This is a genomic window from bacterium (genome assembly GCA_035281585.1).
Lineage (GTDB): Bacteria > UBA10199 > UBA10199 > DSSB01 > DSSB01 > DATEDP01.
The window spans coordinates 1-17,453 of sequence record DATEDP010000159.1; the positions used below are offsets into that span (position 1 = coordinate 1).

The 17,453-nt window shown below is 60.1% G+C and carries 21 protein-coding genes; 5 read left to right on the forward strand and 16 right to left on the reverse strand.

The genetic code is table 11. The annotated features are described in order from the left end of the window. Positions 1 to 184: 184 nt before the first annotated feature. Positions 185 to 1,552, reverse strand: coding sequence for a UDP-N-acetylmuramate--L-alanine ligase (gene murC, locus VJR29_14210; GenBank protein HKY64556.1), 1,368 nt, complete (start codon positions 1,550 to 1,552; stop codon positions 185 to 187). Between the two features lie 99 nt (positions 1,553 to 1,651). On the opposite strand from murC, the gene VJR29_14215 reads away from it, so the two are divergent. From VJR29_14215 to VJR29_14225, 3 genes are all read left to right on the forward strand, one after another. Next, a complete protein-coding gene (locus tag VJR29_14215; protein ID HKY64557.1) occupies positions 1,652 to 2,272 on the forward strand; it encodes a hypothetical protein in 621 nt (206 codons plus the stop codon). A 14-nt stretch (positions 2,273 to 2,286) separates the two neighbouring features. Beyond that, positions 2,287 to 2,841, forward strand: a complete 555-nt coding sequence (locus VJR29_14220) for a GNAT family protein (protein HKY64558.1) — start codon at positions 2,287 to 2,289, stop codon at positions 2,839 to 2,841. 107 nt (positions 2,842 to 2,948) lie between these two features. After that, the gene (locus tag VJR29_14225) at positions 2,949 to 4,112 is read left to right on the forward strand and encodes a hypothetical protein (protein ID HKY64559.1); all 1,164 of its coding nucleotides are present in this window, start codon (positions 2,949 to 2,951) and stop codon (positions 4,110 to 4,112) included. On the opposite strand, the gene VJR29_14230 is transcribed toward VJR29_14225, so the two are convergent. Then, positions 4,102 to 4,482, reverse strand: a complete 381-nt coding sequence (locus VJR29_14230; protein ID HKY64560.1) for a DUF3592 domain-containing protein — start codon at positions 4,480 to 4,482, stop codon at positions 4,102 to 4,104. The genes VJR29_14225 and VJR29_14230 overlap by 11 nt on opposite strands. 93 nt (positions 4,483 to 4,575) lie before the next feature. On the opposite strand from VJR29_14230, the gene VJR29_14235 reads away from it, so the two are divergent. After that, positions 4,576 to 4,752 (forward strand): YetF domain-containing protein, encoded by a 177-nt coding sequence (locus VJR29_14235; GenBank protein HKY64561.1) that lies wholly within the window; start codon positions 4,576 to 4,578, stop codon positions 4,750 to 4,752. Here the strand turns inward: VJR29_14235 and VJR29_14240 are convergent. From VJR29_14240 to VJR29_14290, 11 genes are all read right to left on the reverse strand, one after another. Next, on the reverse strand, positions 4,739 to 5,212 hold the full coding sequence (locus VJR29_14240; GenBank protein HKY64562.1) for a hemerythrin domain-containing protein: 474 nt from the start codon (positions 5,210 to 5,212) through the stop codon (positions 4,739 to 4,741). The genes VJR29_14235 and VJR29_14240 overlap by 14 nt on opposite strands. A gap of 13 nt (positions 5,213 to 5,225) precedes the next feature. Further along, positions 5,226 to 5,486, reverse strand: a complete 261-nt coding sequence (locus VJR29_14245) for a hypothetical protein (protein ID HKY64563.1) — start codon at positions 5,484 to 5,486, stop codon at positions 5,226 to 5,228. A gap of 11 nt (positions 5,487 to 5,497) precedes the next feature. Beyond that, the gene (locus VJR29_14250) at positions 5,498 to 6,604 is read right to left on the reverse strand and encodes a Gfo/Idh/MocA family oxidoreductase (protein HKY64564.1); all 1,107 of its coding nucleotides are present in this window, start codon (positions 6,602 to 6,604) and stop codon (positions 5,498 to 5,500) included. Between the two features lie 10 nt (positions 6,605 to 6,614). After that, on the reverse strand, positions 6,615 to 7,130 hold the full coding sequence (locus tag VJR29_14255) for a hypothetical protein (GenBank protein HKY64565.1): 516 nt from the start codon (positions 7,128 to 7,130) through the stop codon (positions 6,615 to 6,617). A 9-nt stretch (positions 7,131 to 7,139) separates the two neighbouring features. Next, on the reverse strand, positions 7,140 to 7,523 hold the full coding sequence (locus VJR29_14260; GenBank protein ID HKY64566.1) for a BON domain-containing protein: 384 nt from the start codon (positions 7,521 to 7,523) through the stop codon (positions 7,140 to 7,142). After that, entirely contained in the window at positions 7,447 to 9,069 is a 1,623-nt protein-coding gene (locus VJR29_14265) for an FAD-dependent oxidoreductase (GenBank protein ID HKY64567.1), read from the reverse strand. Before VJR29_14265 ends, VJR29_14260 begins: the two co-directional genes overlap by 77 nt. An 82-nt stretch (positions 9,070 to 9,151) precedes the next feature. After that, positions 9,152 to 9,355, reverse strand: coding sequence for a CsbD family protein (locus VJR29_14270; GenBank protein HKY64568.1), 204 nt, complete (start codon positions 9,353 to 9,355; stop codon positions 9,152 to 9,154). A 9-nt stretch (positions 9,356 to 9,364) separates the two neighbouring features. Continuing rightward, positions 9,365 to 9,559 (reverse strand): hypothetical protein, encoded by a 195-nt coding sequence (locus VJR29_14275; GenBank protein HKY64569.1) that lies wholly within the window; start codon positions 9,557 to 9,559, stop codon positions 9,365 to 9,367. Positions 9,560 to 9,589: 30 nt separating this feature from the next. Next, positions 9,590 to 9,763, reverse strand: a complete 174-nt coding sequence (locus VJR29_14280; GenBank protein HKY64570.1) for a DUF1328 family protein — start codon at positions 9,761 to 9,763, stop codon at positions 9,590 to 9,592. Positions 9,764 to 9,890: 127 nt separating this feature from the next. Then, positions 9,891 to 10,562, reverse strand: coding sequence for a response regulator transcription factor (locus VJR29_14285; protein HKY64571.1), 672 nt, complete (start codon positions 10,560 to 10,562; stop codon positions 9,891 to 9,893). A 6-nt stretch (positions 10,563 to 10,568) separates the two neighbouring features. After that, positions 10,569 to 13,925 carry a PAS domain S-box protein gene (locus tag VJR29_14290; GenBank protein HKY64572.1) on the reverse strand — a complete coding sequence of 1,119 codons (3,357 nt, stop codon included), beginning with the start codon at positions 13,923 to 13,925 and terminating at the stop codon, positions 10,569 to 10,571. A gap of 262 nt (positions 13,926 to 14,187) precedes the next feature. Between VJR29_14290 and VJR29_14295 the strand changes: the two genes are divergently transcribed. Beyond that, the gene (locus VJR29_14295) at positions 14,188 to 15,753 is read left to right on the forward strand and encodes a serine/threonine-protein kinase (protein HKY64573.1); all 1,566 of its coding nucleotides are present in this window, start codon (positions 14,188 to 14,190) and stop codon (positions 15,751 to 15,753) included. Here the strand turns inward: VJR29_14295 and VJR29_14300 are convergent. The 3 genes from VJR29_14300 to VJR29_14310 all read right to left on the reverse strand — a co-directional run. Then, on the reverse strand, positions 15,750 to 16,391 hold the full coding sequence (locus VJR29_14300) for an ATP-dependent Clp protease proteolytic subunit (GenBank protein ID HKY64574.1): 642 nt from the start codon (positions 16,389 to 16,391) through the stop codon (positions 15,750 to 15,752). The two genes, VJR29_14295 and VJR29_14300, sit on opposite strands and share 4 nt — an antisense overlap. A gap of 85 nt (positions 16,392 to 16,476) precedes the next feature. Continuing rightward, positions 16,477 to 17,079 carry a DUF502 domain-containing protein gene (locus tag VJR29_14305; GenBank protein HKY64575.1) on the reverse strand — a complete coding sequence of 201 codons (603 nt, stop codon included), beginning with the start codon at positions 17,077 to 17,079 and terminating at the stop codon, positions 16,477 to 16,479. Positions 17,080 to 17,081: 2 nt separating this feature from the next. Further along, positions 17,082 to 17,453, reverse strand: a 372-nt coding sequence (locus tag VJR29_14310) for a DUF202 domain-containing protein (protein HKY64576.1), incomplete at its 5' end; no start/stop codon positions are given.

Below are 17,453 nucleotides of genomic sequence, written 5' to 3' on the forward strand. Positions count from 1 at the left end.
TCTCTTGGAGGAGGGTTTCGATCGATGCGGCGTCCATATAAAGGGGTCCTCTAATCCCGAAAATGTAGGGGCACCCCTTGCGGGTGCCCAATCCACCCAACGGTGTCCATGCACGTGGGCGGGCGCAAGGCCCGCCCCTACAAGTAAGGGGTTTCTTCCCCTCTGTAAAGAGAAGAGATTGTTTTTAAACAATATTTTTGAGGCGCTTGGCCAAGTCGTGGCCGATCTTGGTGATATCGCCGGCCCCCAAAGTCAGCACCACGTCGCCCTTCTCGGCCTGCTCGGCGACGGCGGCGGCCAGGCTCTGCTTGTCGGGGTGGTAGACGACTTTCTGCTGGTCCATCGCGTCGAAGAGGCTGCGCGAGGAGACTCCGACGATGGGCTCCTCGCCGGCGGCATAGACTTCGGTCAGGAAGACCTTGTCGGCCTCGCCGAAGGCCTGGGTGAAATCTTGGAAGAGGTCCCGAGTCCGAGTGTAACGGTGCGGTTGAAAGAGCGTCACCAGCCGCCGTTTGGGAAAGGCCTCGCGCAGCGCCTTCAAGGTGGCGCGGATCTCGACCGGATGATGGCCGTAGTCGTCGATCACGGTGATCCCGTTGTTGCAGAGTAGCTGGAAGCGCCGCTCGATGCCGCGGAAACCGCGAAGCGCGGCCGCGATCTTGCGGAAAGGAATGTCCAGCTCCCGGCCCACCGCGATGGCGGCCAAGGCGTTGGCGATGCTGTGGCGGCCCGGCGACTGCAAGAGCACCTCGCCCAGCTTTTCCTTCCGGAAATAGACGGTGAAGCGCTGGCTCAGTCCTTCCTGGGACAAACCTTCGGCCGAATAATCGGCGGCGCTCTCCAAGCCGTAAGTCACCACCTTGCGCTGAAAGCGCGGGATCAGCTCCTGCACCACCGGATGGTCGGCGCAGGCGACGATGGCGCCGTAGAAGGGCACCTTGTTGGCGAAGGCGACGAAGGTTTCCTTCAGGGCCTCGAAATCCTTGTAATGGTCGAGGTGCTCGGGATCGACATTGGTGATGACCGCGACGGTGGGATTGAGCTTGAGGAAGGAGCCGTCGGACTCGTCGGCCTCGGCCACCAAAAACTCGCCCTTGCCCAGCTTGGCGTTGCTCCGCAGGCTGTTGACCCGGCCGCCGATGACCAGCGTCGGATCGAGACCGGCGCCGGAGAGGATTTGGCCGACCAGCGAAGTGGTGGTGGTCTTGCCGTGGGAGCCGGCCACGGCCACGCCGTATTTCAGGCGCATCAACTCGGCCAGCATCTCGGCCCGGGGAATCACCGGGATCCCCTGCTTACGCGCCGCGGCAACCTCGGGGTTGCTCTCCTTCACGGCCGAAGAGATCACCACCACGTGGGCGCCGTCGACGTGGCCGGCCTTGTGGCCGTAATGGATCTTGGCGCCCTGCTTCTTGAGCCGCGCCGTGATCGGACTGCGCTTCTGATCGGAGCCCGAGACCCGGTAGCCGAGGTTGAGCAAAACCTCGGCGATTCCCGACATTCCAATGCCGCCGATGCCGACGAAATGCAGGTTTTGGTAGCGCTGGAACACGCAACCCCCTTAAAGAGTGGTATTTTTTTTAGCAAGCTGTATTTGGCTTTGCCGATAAGTGAATAGGTCCAAATCGGGGGCACGATTGAGGATTCTCCCATGACGCCCCCGACCAGCCTCTCGGCCTGTCCGCCCGAAATTCGCGAGCATCCCCTGCCTGGCGATCGCTGCACCGCCCCCACCGAGCCCTATCATCCACCCGAGCGCCGGTTTCGCCATATTTCGCTGGTCGTCGAAGCCCCGGCCTTCAGCCTCCGCTCCGGCTCGGCCGGCGGCGTCGATTTTCGGTATCGGACCGGGATCAACGCCCTCTTTCGACCTCATTCCCATTTCCATGCCGGTTTGGGCATCGACACCGACTACAATTCCGAGCTGACTTTGATGGGACGCGCCGGGGCTTTTCTTCCGCTGAACCCGCTGCGAATGTACGGCCTCGGCTTCACCGGGCTGGTCGGGCTGCGCCAGGTCTTCGACCAGACCCACGCCGTCGGCGGAGCCGAGGCGCCGGTTTCGGGCTCGCTCCTCGCCTTCGGCGCCGAGATCTCGCTGCACTTCCAGATCGCCCATGAGTTCTCCTTGGTCGCTCCCTATTACCGCCTCATGGTCTCGCCGGCGACCGAGCTCGACCGAAGCGGCGGCGGCCGAGTTTCGCTGCCCTGGAGCTGGGAAATGGCCTTCGGCATCGGCCTGAGTTTTGACTTCCTTCCCGGCGGCAACTAAATAAGAATCTGACCATGGCGAAAGAGAAGAACATCGTCCTCTGCCGCAGCTCCCGGCTTTACTTGAGCCCGGTCAAGCTGGAATACGCCGAGGTCATGACCCGCTGGTACAACGATCCCCAAGTCTACGGGCATATCCGCGACATGAGCACTTCCATCACCGTCCAGGAGCAAGAGGCCTGGATCAAGGCCCTGCCCGGCGATCCGACCCAAACCGAATATGCCTTATTCTACATTCCCGACGGCGCTTTGATCGGCATGGGCGGCTTCAAGAACATCTCGGTCGAGGATCACTTCGGTGAAATATGGCGGGTGATCGGCGAGACGAAATACTGGGGCTTGGGACTGGGCACCGAGCTCTTTCAATTGCTCTGCCTTTACGGCTTCGAGAGCTTGGGCTTTAAAAACATTCTGGGCGAGCACTACGCCTGCAATCCGGCCTCCTTGGCCAGCGCCAAGAAAGCGGGGGCGAAATTCATGGGCACCCGGCGTCAAGCTCGGCTCTTGAACGGCCAACGCTGGGACATCCATTACACCGACATCTTGCCGCACGAGCTGATCAAGCCATAGCGCCATTGGCGGGGAAACTTGAGACGAAGCCAGCCGATAATCTTCGCCGAGGGGGTATCATGCCGGGAATCGGACCGAGCTGTCCAAAATTACCCAATAAAATCATATTGAATCCGACGTCATTGGCCAGCGCCGAGATCGGGGATTCGCCGCTTTTCGCCCAGCCCCAAAGCCTGGGGGAGATTCGGGCCTCGGCCTTGCCTCAGGACAGCTATTATTTGGCGCCCAACACCGGTGGCTACTGCGCTTACTCCATAGTCCCGCAAGGCGCCCCGACCTTCTCGCCTTCCGATTTTTTCTCCAGCGAAGTGAAAGATCTGCCGGCCTACTTCGGCAAGCCCACCCAATTGCCGGTGCCGCCGGATCTCGATTTCGGCGCGGTGATTTACGAGGCCTGGAGCGACCAGGCTTATTCGCCCGACGTCAGCGGTCTCCGTTGGTATTTGGTGGGAAGCGGCGATCGCTACGAGGATTTCTTCGGCGGAATTCTCCAATACGGCCGGCAGCTTTATCAGGAATGGAAAGCCGACCCCTTAGCGATGGCCGAGAAAACCTGGCCGACTCCCGAGGACGACGGCGACATTTCGAGCGGATTGATCCCCTCGATCCTCGAGGCCTGGTTTCACATGGGTCGCCTCGAAGACTGGCTGGCCCAAAACGATCCCGACCTGCTGGCCCGGGCCAAACCCTACCTGCACTACGCGACCGAAATGCCCCGTGAGGGTTGCGCCAGCGAACTCACCGAGGACAGCTACGCTTACTACACGACGCGCGAGGATCGGATTTACTTGCTGCCCCGCTCGATTCGGCTTTTGCGAAAAAACGATTTCGCCGCGGTCGCCCAGACCCTGGCCCACGAAGTTGCCCATCGGGACACCGCCCGGAACGGCCTGGTCCTGCCCTCCGACGAGATGATGTATCGCTCGCTGCAGTACTTCCATGGCCTGGTCGCCGAGGATAGCCTTCTCCAGGGAGTGGCCTTATCCTTGCTCGGCCCGAATTTTTTCGATGCTCTGAGCTGCCGGCGGCTGCCGATGATTCCGGAGGAAGAGATCCACGCCTTCATGAGCGACCTATCTTACGGCCGATCGCAAAGCTTCGCCCGTCAATCGCCGGCCACCCAGCGAGAGTCGATCGAAGCGGTCTCTTGGCTGATCGAGCAAGTCCATCGCGAATTCCCCCCGAGCTGGAATGGCTTGCTCGCCGATTACGTGCGGCTGGCCGAAGCCAACCACCAGCAATCCCGGCGCGAAATTCTCTTTACGCGATAGCTCCGGCATCGATGCCCGCGATCGCCACCTGGTTGGGATCGTTGGGATCGATCCGCACCAGCAGCCGGGCGCCCGGCTGAAATTGCGGAATTTGCACGATCGAAATGATCTGCTTGGTCTGGACCTGGTAGGGCCGCCGGGTATGGTCGGGCGTGACCTCGAGGGTCAGCAAAACCTGGGGCGCGTTGTTCACGGTCATGCCGGTCTCGGCCAAAGACAGGACCTTGGCCTTGCCGGCATGGCCGGTTTGCAGGATCCGCTTCGCATTCTGCGAAGGCTTGATCAACTTGACGTAGACTAAATAGAAAACGAAGCCCAATACCGCAAAAGTGAAGATTAGGCTGATCGCGGTGATAATGAGACCGGTCATCATAGGGGGAATTCTCCTTCAAGCCTGGCCATAACAAAAAATCATCGATTGCCCCACCCTTAAATTAGGGAATCCCCCGTCGACGGAGTCCCGGTGGTGATCGTGGAGCATGGCAAGCCCATCCGCCGGTTCTTGGAAAAGACTCGACTCGACGAGTTCGACATCCTGGCGTCGGCCAGGGAAAGCCACGGATTGGAACGGATGGACCAGATCCAATACGCCGTCCTCGAGCGCGACGGCAAGATCTCGATCATACCTAAGACAGATTGAGCGAATCTTCGGGAATCTCTTCCTGTAGCTCCACCTTTCGATCTTCCATCTCCTCGCCGAGCGGCTCGGACATCCCATCGAGGCCGTCCTTGGCTTCGGGGAATAGCTCGTTCTCTTCCTCCTTGATATGGTGCTTGACGTTCTCCATCAGCACTTTGAACTTGGCGTCGAAGCTCTCGTCCTCCGGTTTCAGCCTCTTGAGCTCGGCAATCAGCATCTTGACGACATGGTGTTCCTCGAAGGCTTCGTTGACGAGGTGCCGAGCCTCCTTGTCGACGTTCTCCTTGACCTTGGGATAGAAGAGCTCCTCCTCCACTTGGGCGTGAACTTCCAGCTCATGGATGGCCTTCTGAGCGATTTGCCCCTTTCGGCGGAAAGCCCGGTCGCCGGCCTCCTCGTATTTCTTGAACAGTTCTTTCACTTTTCGGTGGTCTTCCTTCAGCATATTGAACGGATTCATCGCTGGTTCTCCTTCAATGACGAACTAAATTCTGCGGCGGAACTTTCGGAGCCTGATATATCTCGCGCTTGTTGCGGCGAGGCTTCGGCGGCGAGGGAGTCTCCTCGGTTTCCTCTTCTTCGGGCGCCATTTCGGCCTTTAATAGGCCGTAACGCTGCATCGCCCAGCGCAAGGCCGGCGCCAAGGCGATCGCGGCCAGTCCCAACAAAACCTTGCCCTTGTTTTTCATGGCCTTGCTTCCGAGACGTTGCATCGATCTCATCAGGTGTTTCATCTTGTTCTCCTTCATGGCGTTGGGGCCTCGGCATGCACCAGCTTCCGCTTAACGACCGGAGGCCGCTTGATTTCTTGATCCAAAGTCGGGCGGCTTCGCTTGTCGAGGGGCCGAAGCGAAATCGATTTGGCGGTCTCGGCCGACAGCAAGAGAGCCTCGATGACCCGGACGTCGGCCAGCCCTTCCTGGCCCGAAGGCTCCGGTTGCCGGTTGCTCAGGATGCAGTCCGAAAAATGAAGGAGCTCGGGGGCGAACTGGTCGCTCTTGGCGTAACGGACCTTCGACCGCCGCTTTCCGACGGTCATGGTTTGGACCTTGGGCTGGCCGATGTCGTAGGCCAGCTCAAGCTTGAGCGTTCCCTTGGTGCCGACCAGCGTGAACTCGGAGACGTCGGCCGCGCCGAAGCTCGACACGAAGGTGGCGAGCCGCTCGCCCGGGAAACGCAGCACCGCCCCGCTCATCTCGTCGACCTCGCGGAAGCGCTCCTCGCCGTTATTGGCGCGGATGGCGGCCGCTTCCATCGGCTCGGCGCCGAATAAATTCCGGGCCGCGTTGATGCAGTAAATGCCGATGTCGTAGAGGGTGCCGCCGCCGAGCCCCTTGTTCAGGCGGATATTGCCGGCTTTGACCTGCATGGTGAAGAGCGAGCTGAAGATTCGCGGATCCCCGAGCCGCCGGCTCCTGGCGGCGGCGATCGCTTTGAGATTGGCTTTCTCGAGGTGCAGCCGGTAAGCGACCATCAGCTTGACCCGGCTCCGCTCGCAGGCCGCGATCATCTTCTCGCAGTCGGCGACGCTGACCGCCATCGGCTTCTCGCAGAGGACGTGGATCCCGGCCTCGGCTGCCCGCACCGTGTACTCGCGGTGCATGCTGTTGGGCAGGGCGATGTAGACCGCGTCGATCTCGCCTGAGGCCAGGCAATCCTGGTATTGCTCATAGCTGTATAAGTTGGGCACCCGGTACTTCTTGCCGAGCTGCTTGAGCTTGGCCGGATCGTCCGATACCAGGGCCGTCAAGGCCGAGCTCTTCGCGGCATGGGCGAAAGCCGGAAGGACCGCCGATTGCGAGATGTAGCCCAAGCCGACGACGGCGTAGCGGATTTGCTTCCTTCGTCTCATCGTGTTTTCCTCAAGCCGCGATTTCCTTGGTCTCGGTGATGTCCGATGCCCCGGCGTCGGCGAAGATCTTCCGGGCCTTTTCGACCTCATCGCCGCTCTGGGCGTGAACCGAGATGAGGATCTCGCCTTCTTTCAGCTTGGTCTCGTATTTCTTGGCTTCGAGCTCGGTGACGCCCAAGCCGACCAATGATCCGATCAGTCCGCCGGCCGCGGCTCCAACCGCCGCGCCGCTAAGGGCGGCCAGGATGGGCCCGGCGGCGATGAAGGGGCCGATGCCGGGAATGGCCAGGCTGCCGATTCCGACCAGCCAACCGAGCACACCGCCGATCACCCCGCCGGTGCCACCGCCGGCGGCGGCGCCTTCCGGAGCCTTGGAATGTTTCTCGAGCACCAGGTTTTTCACCTTGCCGCGCTCGGGAAAGAGCGCCGAGACTTGGTTGTTGGAAAAGCCCGCCGCCTGAAGCCGCGCGATCACGGTTTCAGCGTGGGCGTCATCGGGAACGCTGCAAAAGACGACTTTAGACATGGGACCTCCTCATTGGGTCTTCACTTCAATCAGGTTGTTGACATTGCCGTTGCCGGCCAGGGCCAAGGCGCGGGCGACGATTTGGTCCCGCTCCTGAGCGGTGTTGACCGGTCCCCGCAAGGTCACCACTCCGTCGATGGTGATGATCTTGATGTTTTTAGCCGTCATCGAAAGCCCCGCCTCCGTCATGACGGATTGCCGGATTTTACGGGTCAGCTCCCGGTCTTCGAGTTTGTTGGACTGATTCTCCGGGGTCAGCGGACCGCCTTGGGTGTCGCGGGCGTTGATCGCCGAATTGTCGGGAGCCGGGCCGGCCTTAATGGTCGAACCTTCCGCCCAGGCCGTGCTCGCGGCGAAGCTCGCCAGCAGAGCCAGCAACATTGTCCTTTTCATTTTTGCTTCCTTTCTTCGGGCCCCAATGGACGGCCGAGAGATTTCGCTCGGCCGGACCGTTGAGGACTCGGCCGTAAGGGTCGAAACGCGATCCGTGAGCCGGACAATCCCAGGTCTTCTCGGCTGAATTCCAGCTCACCACCGCGCCGAGATGGGGACAGGCGGCCGAGCAGGAAAAGAATTTGCCGGCCGGATCGCGGTAAACCGCGATCTTGCTCAAGCCCCGGCGGCAGATCGCGCCTTCGCCGGGCCGAATCTCGGAGACCGAATCGACCTCGCCGCCGCGCAACCAGTCGGTATACTGCAGGGCGACGTTGAGGTTCTCCTGCAGGAAGCGCCCCAGGGAGCGCAGCGATTTGCGGGCCGGATCGTAGAGCTTGAGCCAGGGATGGGCGCGGCCCACGATCAGCGAGGACAGCAGAATGCCGGCGATGGTCCCATGGGTCATGCCCATCCCGGAATCGCCGGTGACGATGTAGACGTTTTCCTCGCCGGTCGGATCGGGGCCGATGAAGGCGACGCCGTCGACCGGCTCGATCACCTGGCCGGACCAGCGAAACTCGACCGGGCCCATTTCCGGGAAGCGCCGCCGGCTCCACTCCTCCAAAACCCGGTAACGATCCTCGGGATCCTCGGCCTGACCCGTTTTATGGTCCTCGCCGCCGACAAGGATGAGCTCGACCCCGGGCTTGTCGGGGTGAGACTGACGCCGGACATAATGGTAGGGGTCGGCGGTGTCCCAATAAAGGGCCCGCGGCAAAGCGGCCGGCGGAATCGGCGCGGCGATGGCGTAAGTCCGGTAGGCGGCCTGCTTGGTGTGGACGGCGACCCAATCGTTGAAGGGAGTGTTGGTCGCCACGATGATCGCGCCGGCCGAAACCGTAACGCCGTCGCGGGTGACCGCCAAGGCCGGGCGGCCGCCCTTGACGTCGCTGACGTGGGTTCTAACGAAAAAACGAACCCCGTCGGCCGAAAGACGTTCCACCAGACCCTGAAGATACTTGGTCGGATTGAATTGAGCCTGGTTGGAGAAACGCAAAGCCGGGCCGGTATCGAAGCCGGCCCACGGAGCCCGCGAAACCAGCTCGACCGCGGTCAAGCCGGCGCGTTGGGCCGCTTCGCATTCCTGACGTAAACTCTTGGGATCGCCGCCGGGTGGATTGAAAAGATAGCCGTCGACCCGCATGAATTCGCAGCCGATGTTTTCCTCGTGAACGATATGCTCAATCGCGTCGATGGCTTGGCTATGGCTTTCGGCGGCCAATCGGGCGCCCTGGACGCCATGCAAGCGCTCGAGCTCGACGTAACGGTCGTCGATGGCGCTGGTCAGATGGGCGGTGGTCCTACCGGTCTCGCCGCCGGCGATCTCGCCGTCGTCCAAGACGACCACCGAGCGACCTCGGCGGTGGAGTTGATAGGCGCAGCTGATTCCGGCGATCCCGGCGCCGATGACGCAGACATCGGCGCTGATGTCACGGCTCAGCCGCTCAAAGCGGCCTTTGACCGGCTGCCAGGGTGAATTGCTGATTCCCGAATCGGCTCGCATAGACTTCCATTCCCTTTCTTCCCGTGGAAAACAGGAGAGGGACGGAGGGCCAAATGGCGGCCCTCCGCCCTTGTAGGCAAGCTTAAAACCTCTCCTTGTCCTGCCACTCGCGCAGCTGGCGCTCGGCCTCCTCCTTGGCTACTCCGTATTTCTGCTGGAGGGCGCCGACCAATCGATCCTTGCTTCCGGCGATGGATTCCAGCTCGTCGTCGGTGAGCCGGCCCCATTTCTCGCGGATCTTGCCTTTGAACTGTTTCCAGTTTCCTTCGATTTGATCCCAATTCATGATGGCCTCCTAGCGGCGACTCTCTTCTTCTTTTTGCTCTTGTTGCTGCTCCTTAAAGCGGGAGCCTTCCTCTTGCTGCTCTTGGCGTTGCTGCCGGTCCTTTTCCTGCTGCTGTTGCTGACCGGGTTGGCCTTGATTGCGCTGCTGTTCTTGCTGCTTTTGCTGGTTCTGCTGTTGTTGGGGATTGTATTTTTCCTGTGCCATAATGGCCTCCTATCGATGGGTTAATTTGATTTAAACCGGCGGTGGACCGCGGAAGCGCGGAATGATGAGCGAAAGCACAAAGAGAATCAGAAATATGAAGAATAATATTTTAGCGATCGACGCCGCTCCGGCCGCGATGCCGGTGAAGCCGAAAACCGCCGCGACGATGGCGATGATGAAGAAAACAATAGACCAGGATAACATAAGTCCTCCATGGCTGAGATTTGCAACCACAATAGAATGGAGGCCTTTCCCGGACAATCGGGGCATCCCTGGTTTTACTTTGGGGGATTGCCCATGAGGATTGTTCAGCGATCTCGGGATATTAAGGCTAGGTGTCGGAGTGGAACCATTTCACGGCGTATTGGATCAGCTCGTTGGCGGTTTTGAGGTTCAGCTTTTCCTTGATCTTGGCATAGTGCGATTCGATGGTCTTGACGCTGACGTGGAGCTCCTCGGCGATTTGGCGGGTGCCGCGGCCTTGGCCGACCAATTGCATCACCTCAAGCTCGCGGTCGCTGAAATTCTCTAAGGGCGAATCGGTCGAGGGCTGACCCGAGACGAATTTCTGGATCAGGGCCTCGCCCATCCGGTCGCTGACGTAAAGCTCGCCTTTGAGGATCTTGCGGATGGCTCCGATCACTTGCTCGGTCGCTTCCTGCTTCATAAGATAGCCCCGGGCTCCGGCTCGGAGCACCCGCTCGACGTAGAGACCTTCGTCGTGCATCGAGATGATGAGGATCGGCAGCTTGGGGCTCTCCGCCAACATCGCCTTGGTGAGGTCGATGCCGTTGCCGCCTTTCAACGAGACGTCGACGATGGCGAAATCGGGCTGGTGCTGGCGAAGGGCGTCCATGGCTTCCGAGAAATCGCCGGCTTCGGCGACCATCTCCAAGTCTTCCTCGGAATTGATCAATTGAGCAAAGCCCTGGCGGACGATCGGATGATCGTCGACCACCAGGATTCGAGTCTTCTTCTTGGAATTCGAGAATTTGCTCGACATGTCACCTCACTGAGCCTTGACGAAGCTCTCCGGCGGCATCGGAACCTCACAGCTGAAAACCGTGCCCTCGGCCCGAGTCTCGAAGCGGAGCTCGCCGTCCATCATGCGAGCCCGGTATTTCATGATATGCAGGCCGATGCCGGCGCTAAAGTTAAAGTCTTGGCTGATGCCGATGCCGTCGTCAATCAATTGCAATAATAGCCGATTCTCGCGCTCGAGCAGGCTTAATTTCATGCGCTTGGCCTTGCCGTGATGGATCGCGTTGTTGATCGCCTCTTGGGCGATGCGGTAAAGGTGAGTGGCAATCATGTTGTCGCCCACCAAGATGGGGACCGGGCAGTCGAATTCGCAAGTCACCCCGAAAAGCTGCTCAATCCTGGCGGTGAGGCTCTTCAGGCTCAGCATCAGGGAATTGGCTTCCAGCTCCACCGGAAAGAGTCCCCGGGCCAGATCGCGGGCCTCGCCGACCGATTGGTTGATCAGCTCGATCACGTTCTTGAGCTCGTCGACCTCCCCCACCTTTTGTTTTTCCAACTTCTGGACTGAAGCCTTGGCCAGCATCATGGTCCCGGCCAGACTTTGACACAAGCCATCATGAAGCTGGGCCGAGAAGCGCATTTGCTCCTTTTGGACGATCTCGAGGGCCTCGCGCTCCACATTCTGCCGCTCCCGGATTTCGGCCTGCAAGCTTTGATTGGCCCGGGCCAGCTCGGCGGTCCGCAGCTCGACCCTTTTCTCCAGCAGAGTGTTGGCGGCTTCGAGCTCGGCCTCGGCCTGCTTCCGCTCGGTGATGTCGATGCCCAAGCCGATCATCTGATCGGGCTCGCGATCCTCGTCGTAGAAGATCTGGCCCCGGGCGTTGATCCAATGAACGCTGCCGTCGGGCCAAACGCTCCGGAACTCGAGGTAGTAATCGCTGCGCTCGAGCATCGCCCGCTCGAAGGTTCTCCACACCATTTCGCGGTCGTCGGGATGGACGCAGGCGATGAAATCCTTGAGGTTGCCGCCGAAAACCTCTTCCTTCTTTCCATGGAAGAATTCCAAGTTTTCCGAAGTGATCAGCCGGTTCGACTTCAGATCCCAGGACCAATAACCCATCCGCGCCGACTGCATGGCCAAGCTGAGGTGCTGCTGGCTGAGACGAAGCTCCTCTTCGGCCCGCTTTCTTTCGATGAATTGGCCGATCTCGCTGCCGATCACCTCGAACATCTCGAGCTTGCGGTCGTCCGACGCTTGACGGGCGGTGCTGTAGAACTCGAAGATTCCCAACAGCTCTTCGCCGAAATGAACCGGGAAGGCCACCGCCGACTTCAGACCTTCGGCGAGAGCCTCGCTTTTTCGCGAGCAGTCCTCGGCCGCCAAATCTTCGAACCATAGCGAGCGTCCCGACATCCATGCCCGGCCCGGAAGCCCCTCCCCGATCCCGAGATGGGTCTTGAGGGTCGTCTGGATGAAGTCGGGGAAGCGGCCGGGATCTCTCGCCCAAACCTCGCTGGATTGGAGGGAGCGGCCATCGGGGATTTCCCAGAAAACGCCGAGGTCCCAGCCGAGGCCTTCGCAAATCGTCGCCAAAATTCTCGGAATCGCGGCTGAGAGCAGCGGATCGCTCGACAAGAGCTGAGTGACCGCATACTCGGTGGCCTGCCGGCGCTCCCGGAGCTTGCGGTCCTCGAGGTCGCGGCGCAACCGTTGTTCGCTCTCCTTCAGCGCTTCCTCGGCCGCGCTTCGATCCCTTTCCTCCACCGCCAATGCCAGCATGTCGGCCAACGACGCCGCGAAGGCCTGCTCTTCCAAGGTCCAGACTCGGGGCTCGGCGGTCGCCTCGTTGCAAAGCACCCCGATGGTTCGGCCATGGTGCCGGATCGGGGCATCGAGCATCGAGACGATGCCGGCCGGCTTGAGATAGGTTTCGTCGAACTCCTGGGTTCGGGGATCCTCGGCGGCGTTATCGGCGGCGATGGTGCGGTACCTTTCCAGACTTTCGAAGTAAACCGGATATTTGGCGACATCGAGATCGGAAATCTGACGATGCAGTCCGCTTGGGCGCTCGAACAAATCCAGGCAATGCAGCTTGGCCCGGTCGGAACCGAAGAACCAAATCGAGCTGCGGCCGACCTCGAGGCCGCCGGCGGCGGCTTCGGCGATCTCCCGCACCCTTCCTTTGAAATCGGCGAATTGCTGTTTCTTGGCGAGGCTGATCAGGATTTCATTGTGCCGGCGGAGAAAGGATTCCCGTTCCTTCAAAGTCTGGCGAGTCTCGGTGATGTCCATCGCCGAACCGACGTAACCGATGAATTTTCCATGGGAATCGAATCGCGGCGTGCCGCTGCTGACCATCCAGCGATAGACGCCGTCGTGGCGCTTCCAGCGGTACTCCTTGCGAAAGCTCCGCCGCTCGGCGAAGGCGTCGCCGAAGATCTTCCGGGTTGTGGCCAAATCGAGGGGATGGACGCCCTCTTCCCAGCCGCGGCCCAGCTCCTCCTCGGCTTTCCGGCCGCGGAAATTCAGCCAAGGCTGGTTGACGTAATTGCGGGCCCCGTGCTCGTCGGTGGTCCAGATCATGACCGGAGCCTGGTCGGCGATCTTGCGGAATCGCTCTTCGCTTTCCATCAAATCCTGCTCGGCCCGCTTGCGCGAGCTGATGTCGTAGAAGTGAACGCTGGCCCCGGTCTCGAGAGCCGGCGCGATGTGAACCTCGAGCCAGAGGTCATTCTGCGGATCGTAAAACTCGAACTCGATCGCTTGGCCGCGCTTTTGAGCCTCGGCGAGCTTGGCTTCGAAAGCGGTGCCCCTCCAGCCGGGGAAGGCTTCCCAGAGCGGTTTGCCGACGAATCGCCGGTAATCTCCGTGCAGATACTTTTCGCAATCTTTGTTGATATGCAGGAAATTCTCCTTCGGATCCAAGCTGAAGAAGCAACCCTGGACGCTCTCCAAAATCGACCGAATCCGCTTTTGCGACCCGATCAGCTCGCGGGCGGTGAGGTTGTGGCGGATCAAGGACCGATGGAGGTTCTCGATCAGCAGGCAAATCAAGGTCGCATTGAAGAGGAACAGGCCCAGTCGCACCAAGTCGGTGCTGCGGTGGATATCGAAGCGGCCGGCGATCGGGGCGTAATAAATCGAAATTAAAACCGCGGCGGCCATCGTCAAGAGTCCCGGCCACAATCCGCCGTACCAAGCCGAGATCATGACCGCGACGTAGAAGAAGGCGAAAGGTGAAAATTGGTCTCCCCAGTAATGCTCCAGCCCGAGCCGTGCGAGCATGGCGAAACCAACCGCCAGGAGCGCGACGAAATAACGGAGCCAGGCTACCCTGCCGGTCAAGGGGATTCGGAAAACCGAAGTACTGAGTAAGCTGGACATATCTGGCTGGGATCGTAACACGCCAAAAAATGAGAAAGGACGGAATTTTCCGTCCTTTCTCTTCGGACAAGCTCACGGAACGGATCCCCATGGGATTCCGAGAGCTCGCCTTCGTTGGGCCCGAATATAGAGAAAGGGCTGGAAGCTCGGAATCGGGCCTTCCCTGGTTTTTCATTAGGGGATTCCCCTCCAATTCTCCTGAAAATTGCATTGCCGTTTGGCTCGGAGGGTCTACAATATGGGCTGTTTTTAAGGGGATGCCATGCTGCAGATTCCGGAACGTGCCAGCGACGCTTCGCCGACGACCTTGACGTCCGGATCGCTGCAACGAAATCTCTTGATCTATTACGCCGTCGGGGCCTCAATCTTCCTGATCGCTGTCGCCGCCCTCCGACTTTCGCCTCTGCCGGAAGCCGCCCAAGGAACCACTTTCCCTTCGATGGACAAGTATGTTCAAGGAACCTTCATCGCCCTCCCGGTCTTCTTCATTGCCGCCGCTCTGCTGACCCTGCTTCATATCGGTCACAATCGAGTCTTGCTGATTTGGGACGCACTCTTTTCCTCCTTGGTCCTCTTGGCATTGAGCTTCGTCCTGCTCGCGCTTCAGCCGGGAAGGACCCTGATCTATCCTTTTTTATTCCTGCTCCTGCTCCATGCCGCCCTGGTTCCGCGCCAAATTTGGGTCCAAGCTTGTTTAAGCGTGGTGGCGATCTGCGCGTTTCTGGCCGGACGGGTGGCGTCCTTGGCCTTTCTTTCCGAGAACCAACAGGCTTACTTGGGGGTTGGGGATGGAGGTTATTGGCGAAACCTGGCCTTGGGCGCTCTGTTTTTGGGGGTCAGCGCCGGTCTGCTGCTTTATATCGTCCGAAGCCTGGAGCGGGGCCGGCGGGCCCTTTGTGAAGAGCGGCGTTTCGGGAACTATATCATCGAGGATTATCTCGGGACCGGCGGCATGGGCAAGGTTTACCGCGCCCGCCACATCTCGATGCTTCGCCCCACCGCCCTGAAGATCATGGAGCCCAAGAACGAGGACCTGACCCGAGCCATCCTTCGATTCGAGCGGGAAGTGAAGCTCTCGGCGACGCTTTGTCACCCCAACACCATCACCATCTATGACTTCGGGCGCTGCGACGATTTGACCTACTATTACGCGATGGAGCTACTCTCCGGCTTGGACCTCCAGCGGATGATCGAGCGGTTCGGACCGCTGACCGCCTCGCGGTCGGTCCATATCTTGAAACAGGTCTGCGGCTCGCTTTCCGAGGCCCACCGCAAAGGCATCGTCCACCGCGACATCAAGCCCTCGAACATCTTCCTCAGCGTCTCGGGCGGCGTCTTCGATTTCGTCAAGGTCCTGGATTTCGGCTTGGCCAAGGAGATCGCGCAGGACCCCAAGGGCCTGACCTCGACCGATGCCTTCCTCGGCACCCCGAGCTATGTCGCGCCCGAGATGATCCTCGATCGGGAGAAAGTCGACGGACGGACCGACATCTATATGTTGGGCTGCGTGGCCTATTGGATGCTGACCGGTCATCCGCCCTTCGAGGGCCGCAGCAACGCCCAGGTTCTGGTCGAGCACGTCAACGACCTCCCGAAGTGGCCCAGCGACCGCGCCGAGCAGGAGATCCCGGCGGATTTGGAGCGAATCGTGATGCGCTGCCTGGAGAAGGAGATGGCCGAGCGCTATCGGGACACCGAGGAGCTTTGCCTGGCCTTGGAGACCATCGAGCCGCAGATCCCCTGGAATCAAGGCCAAGCCCGGGATTGGTGGAACCGCCATCTCCCGCTCGGCGATTCCGACCTGCGCCAAGCCCCGCCCGCCGCTTAGAGCAAGGCTTCGACCAAAGCCCTTTCCAAAGCTTCCTCGGCCGTCAGATACCAGCCGGTTTCGGCCCGCCGCAAAATTTCCTCGAGCGAAATATCGCTGCCCTCGATCAGCTGGGCGAAGTTGTGATTCTGGATACGCTTGCCGTTCTCGAAATCGGCGAGAATTTCCTTGGCGACCTGGATGTTGGCGATCAAGGGCCCCAAGAACTTGACGTCCTCCTCGATGCGCCGCTCATGGGTGAGCAAGGTGGTGTGCTTGGTGAGGTAGCGCCGGTCGCGGGGAAAGGCCGCCAAAATGATCATCCCCGCCGAATAGACGAAGGTCTTGCCGAGAAAGATCGGGTCCTTGTCGTAATACTCCCGGGCCAAGCGGATCTCCTCGGCGATCCGATAGCCGTAATCGGCCTTGCCGCCGTAGGTCGTCAGCTCGAGCACGAAGGTGCGCTTGCGCGATTTGGAAATGCTCTCGAATTGCTCGAGGTAGCTGCGGACCATGTCCTCGCCGACCGATCCGATCAAGCGAATGATCGGATATTCCGAGAGGTGCTTAGCCACCTGGCGGGCGGCGATGCTGGGGCCGCTTTTGCCGGGCTTGGCCAAGCTCCATTTGCCGATGCCGTCTTTTGACGATTTGGCCATCTCCAATATTTTTAAGGTTGGCGAGGAGGACCGCAACTTAAAAATCAAGGAGCGGGGCAAAAGCCCTGGCTATTCGAAATAGGCTTCAATCGCCGCGCTTGGCCTCCGTCCCAGCCAGGCCCTCGAAGCCGTCGCCGATTTTCATCAGGCACATGGCCAATTGCTTGGCCGGGATCGCCAATTTGACGACATGCTCCGGCGCCACCATCTGCACGGTGCCGGAGGTGGGGTTGGGGGCGCTAGGAATGAAAATCGTCAGCCAGCCGTCGGCGTGGCGCTCGACAATGAAAGTCATTTGAAATTTTCCAGGGGCGATTCGAACCAAGGCCGCCTCGAAATCATCTTTGGCCCGGCCGCTTTCGGCGCCGGACAGGCCTTTTAGCAAAGAGTAGCCGGGCATCTTCCGCAAGATCAGATTTTCGAGCCCTCCGCGTACCAAGCTCCCGGCTCCGGTTCGGGCCAGCAAGCCGGCGAGGAAACAGAACAAAAACAGCAAGAGCGCGGCCAAAATATACTGGGCATGAACGCCCAGGACGCTGTGGAGCGCCAGGAAGCGGACGGTCGGCTCCAAGATCTTGCCCAGCCATTGGACGACCTCACGGAGCAGGAGAACGCTCAGGACCAGCGGCAGCAGGAAAAGAAAGCCGCCGATGAAAGTCGTCTTGAAGAGTCGAAGCAGGTATTTCATCGTCATTGCCTCATGGCGACGGCCACCAGGAACAGCAACCCCAAGCCCAGCACCAGCATCGCAAAGACAACCGTGAGGGCTCCGGAGAACTGGGCCTTTTCCCGCCGCAATTGAATCAAGCCGCGGCGATAGTCAACCAAGCCGAAAACCGTCGCAACCAAACCCAGCCCGATCATCGCCAAGGCAAACTCCCAGGTATGGGTTCGGTGCCCTTCGCCGGCCGGGCTCAGCCGAAGGAACTGAAAGAACTTATAGATGGTGAAGCCGAAGCTCGACAAAGCCAAGCCGGTTCGGACCCAAGCCATCAAGGTCCGTTCATGAGCCAGATAGGTTCGCTCGAGAGCCAGTTGGGTTTGCAGGTCGGGATTGGCCAT

Excerpts from the sequence above, each read along its gene's own strand:
- VJR29_14215 (HKY64557.1), top strand. The coding sequence starts at position 1,652 with ATGACGCCCCCGACCAGCCTCTCGGCCTGTCCGCCCGAAATTCGCGAG.
- VJR29_14220 (HKY64558.1), top strand. The coding sequence starts at position 2,287 with ATGGCGAAAGAGAAGAACATCGTCCTCTGCCGCAGCTCCCGGCTTTAC.
- VJR29_14230 (HKY64560.1), bottom strand. The coding sequence starts at position 4,482 with ATGACCGGTCTCATTATCACCGCGATCAGCCTAATCTTCACTTTTGCG.
- VJR29_14240 (HKY64562.1), bottom strand. The coding sequence starts at position 5,212 with ATGAATCCGTTCAATATGCTGAAGGAAGACCACCGAAAAGTGAAAGAA.
- VJR29_14245 (HKY64563.1), bottom strand. The coding sequence starts at position 5,486 with ATGAAACACCTGATGAGATCGATGCAACGTCTCGGAAGCAAGGCCATG.
- VJR29_14250 (HKY64564.1), bottom strand. The coding sequence starts at position 6,604 with ATGAGACGAAGGAAGCAAATCCGCTACGCCGTCGTCGGCTTGGGCTAC.
- VJR29_14255 (HKY64565.1), bottom strand. The coding sequence starts at position 7,130 with ATGTCTAAAGTCGTCTTTTGCAGCGTTCCCGATGACGCCCACGCTGAA.
- VJR29_14260 (HKY64566.1), bottom strand. The coding sequence starts at position 7,523 with ATGAAAAGGACAATGTTGCTGGCTCTGCTGGCGAGCTTCGCCGCGAGC.
- VJR29_14265 (HKY64567.1), bottom strand. The coding sequence starts at position 9,069 with ATGCGAGCCGATTCGGGAATCAGCAATTCACCCTGGCAGCCGGTCAAA.
- VJR29_14270 (HKY64568.1), bottom strand. The coding sequence starts at position 9,355 with ATGAATTGGGATCAAATCGAAGGAAACTGGAAACAGTTCAAAGGCAAG.
- VJR29_14275 (HKY64569.1), bottom strand. The coding sequence starts at position 9,559 with ATGGCACAGGAAAAATACAATCCCCAACAACAGCAGAACCAGCAAAAG.
- VJR29_14280 (HKY64570.1), bottom strand. The coding sequence starts at position 9,763 with ATGTTATCCTGGTCTATTGTTTTCTTCATCATCGCCATCGTCGCGGCG.
- VJR29_14285 (HKY64571.1), bottom strand. The coding sequence starts at position 10,562 with ATGTCGAGCAAATTCTCGAATTCCAAGAAGAAGACTCGAATCCTGGTG.
- VJR29_14290 (HKY64572.1), bottom strand. The coding sequence starts at position 13,925 with ATGTCCAGCTTACTCAGTACTTCGGTTTTCCGAATCCCCTTGACCGGC.
- VJR29_14295 (HKY64573.1), top strand. The coding sequence starts at position 14,188 with ATGCTGCAGATTCCGGAACGTGCCAGCGACGCTTCGCCGACGACCTTG.
- VJR29_14300 (HKY64574.1), bottom strand. The coding sequence starts at position 16,391 with ATGGCCAAATCGTCAAAAGACGGCATCGGCAAATGGAGCTTGGCCAAG.
- VJR29_14305 (HKY64575.1), bottom strand. The coding sequence starts at position 17,079 with ATGAAATACCTGCTTCGACTCTTCAAGACGACTTTCATCGGCGGCTTT.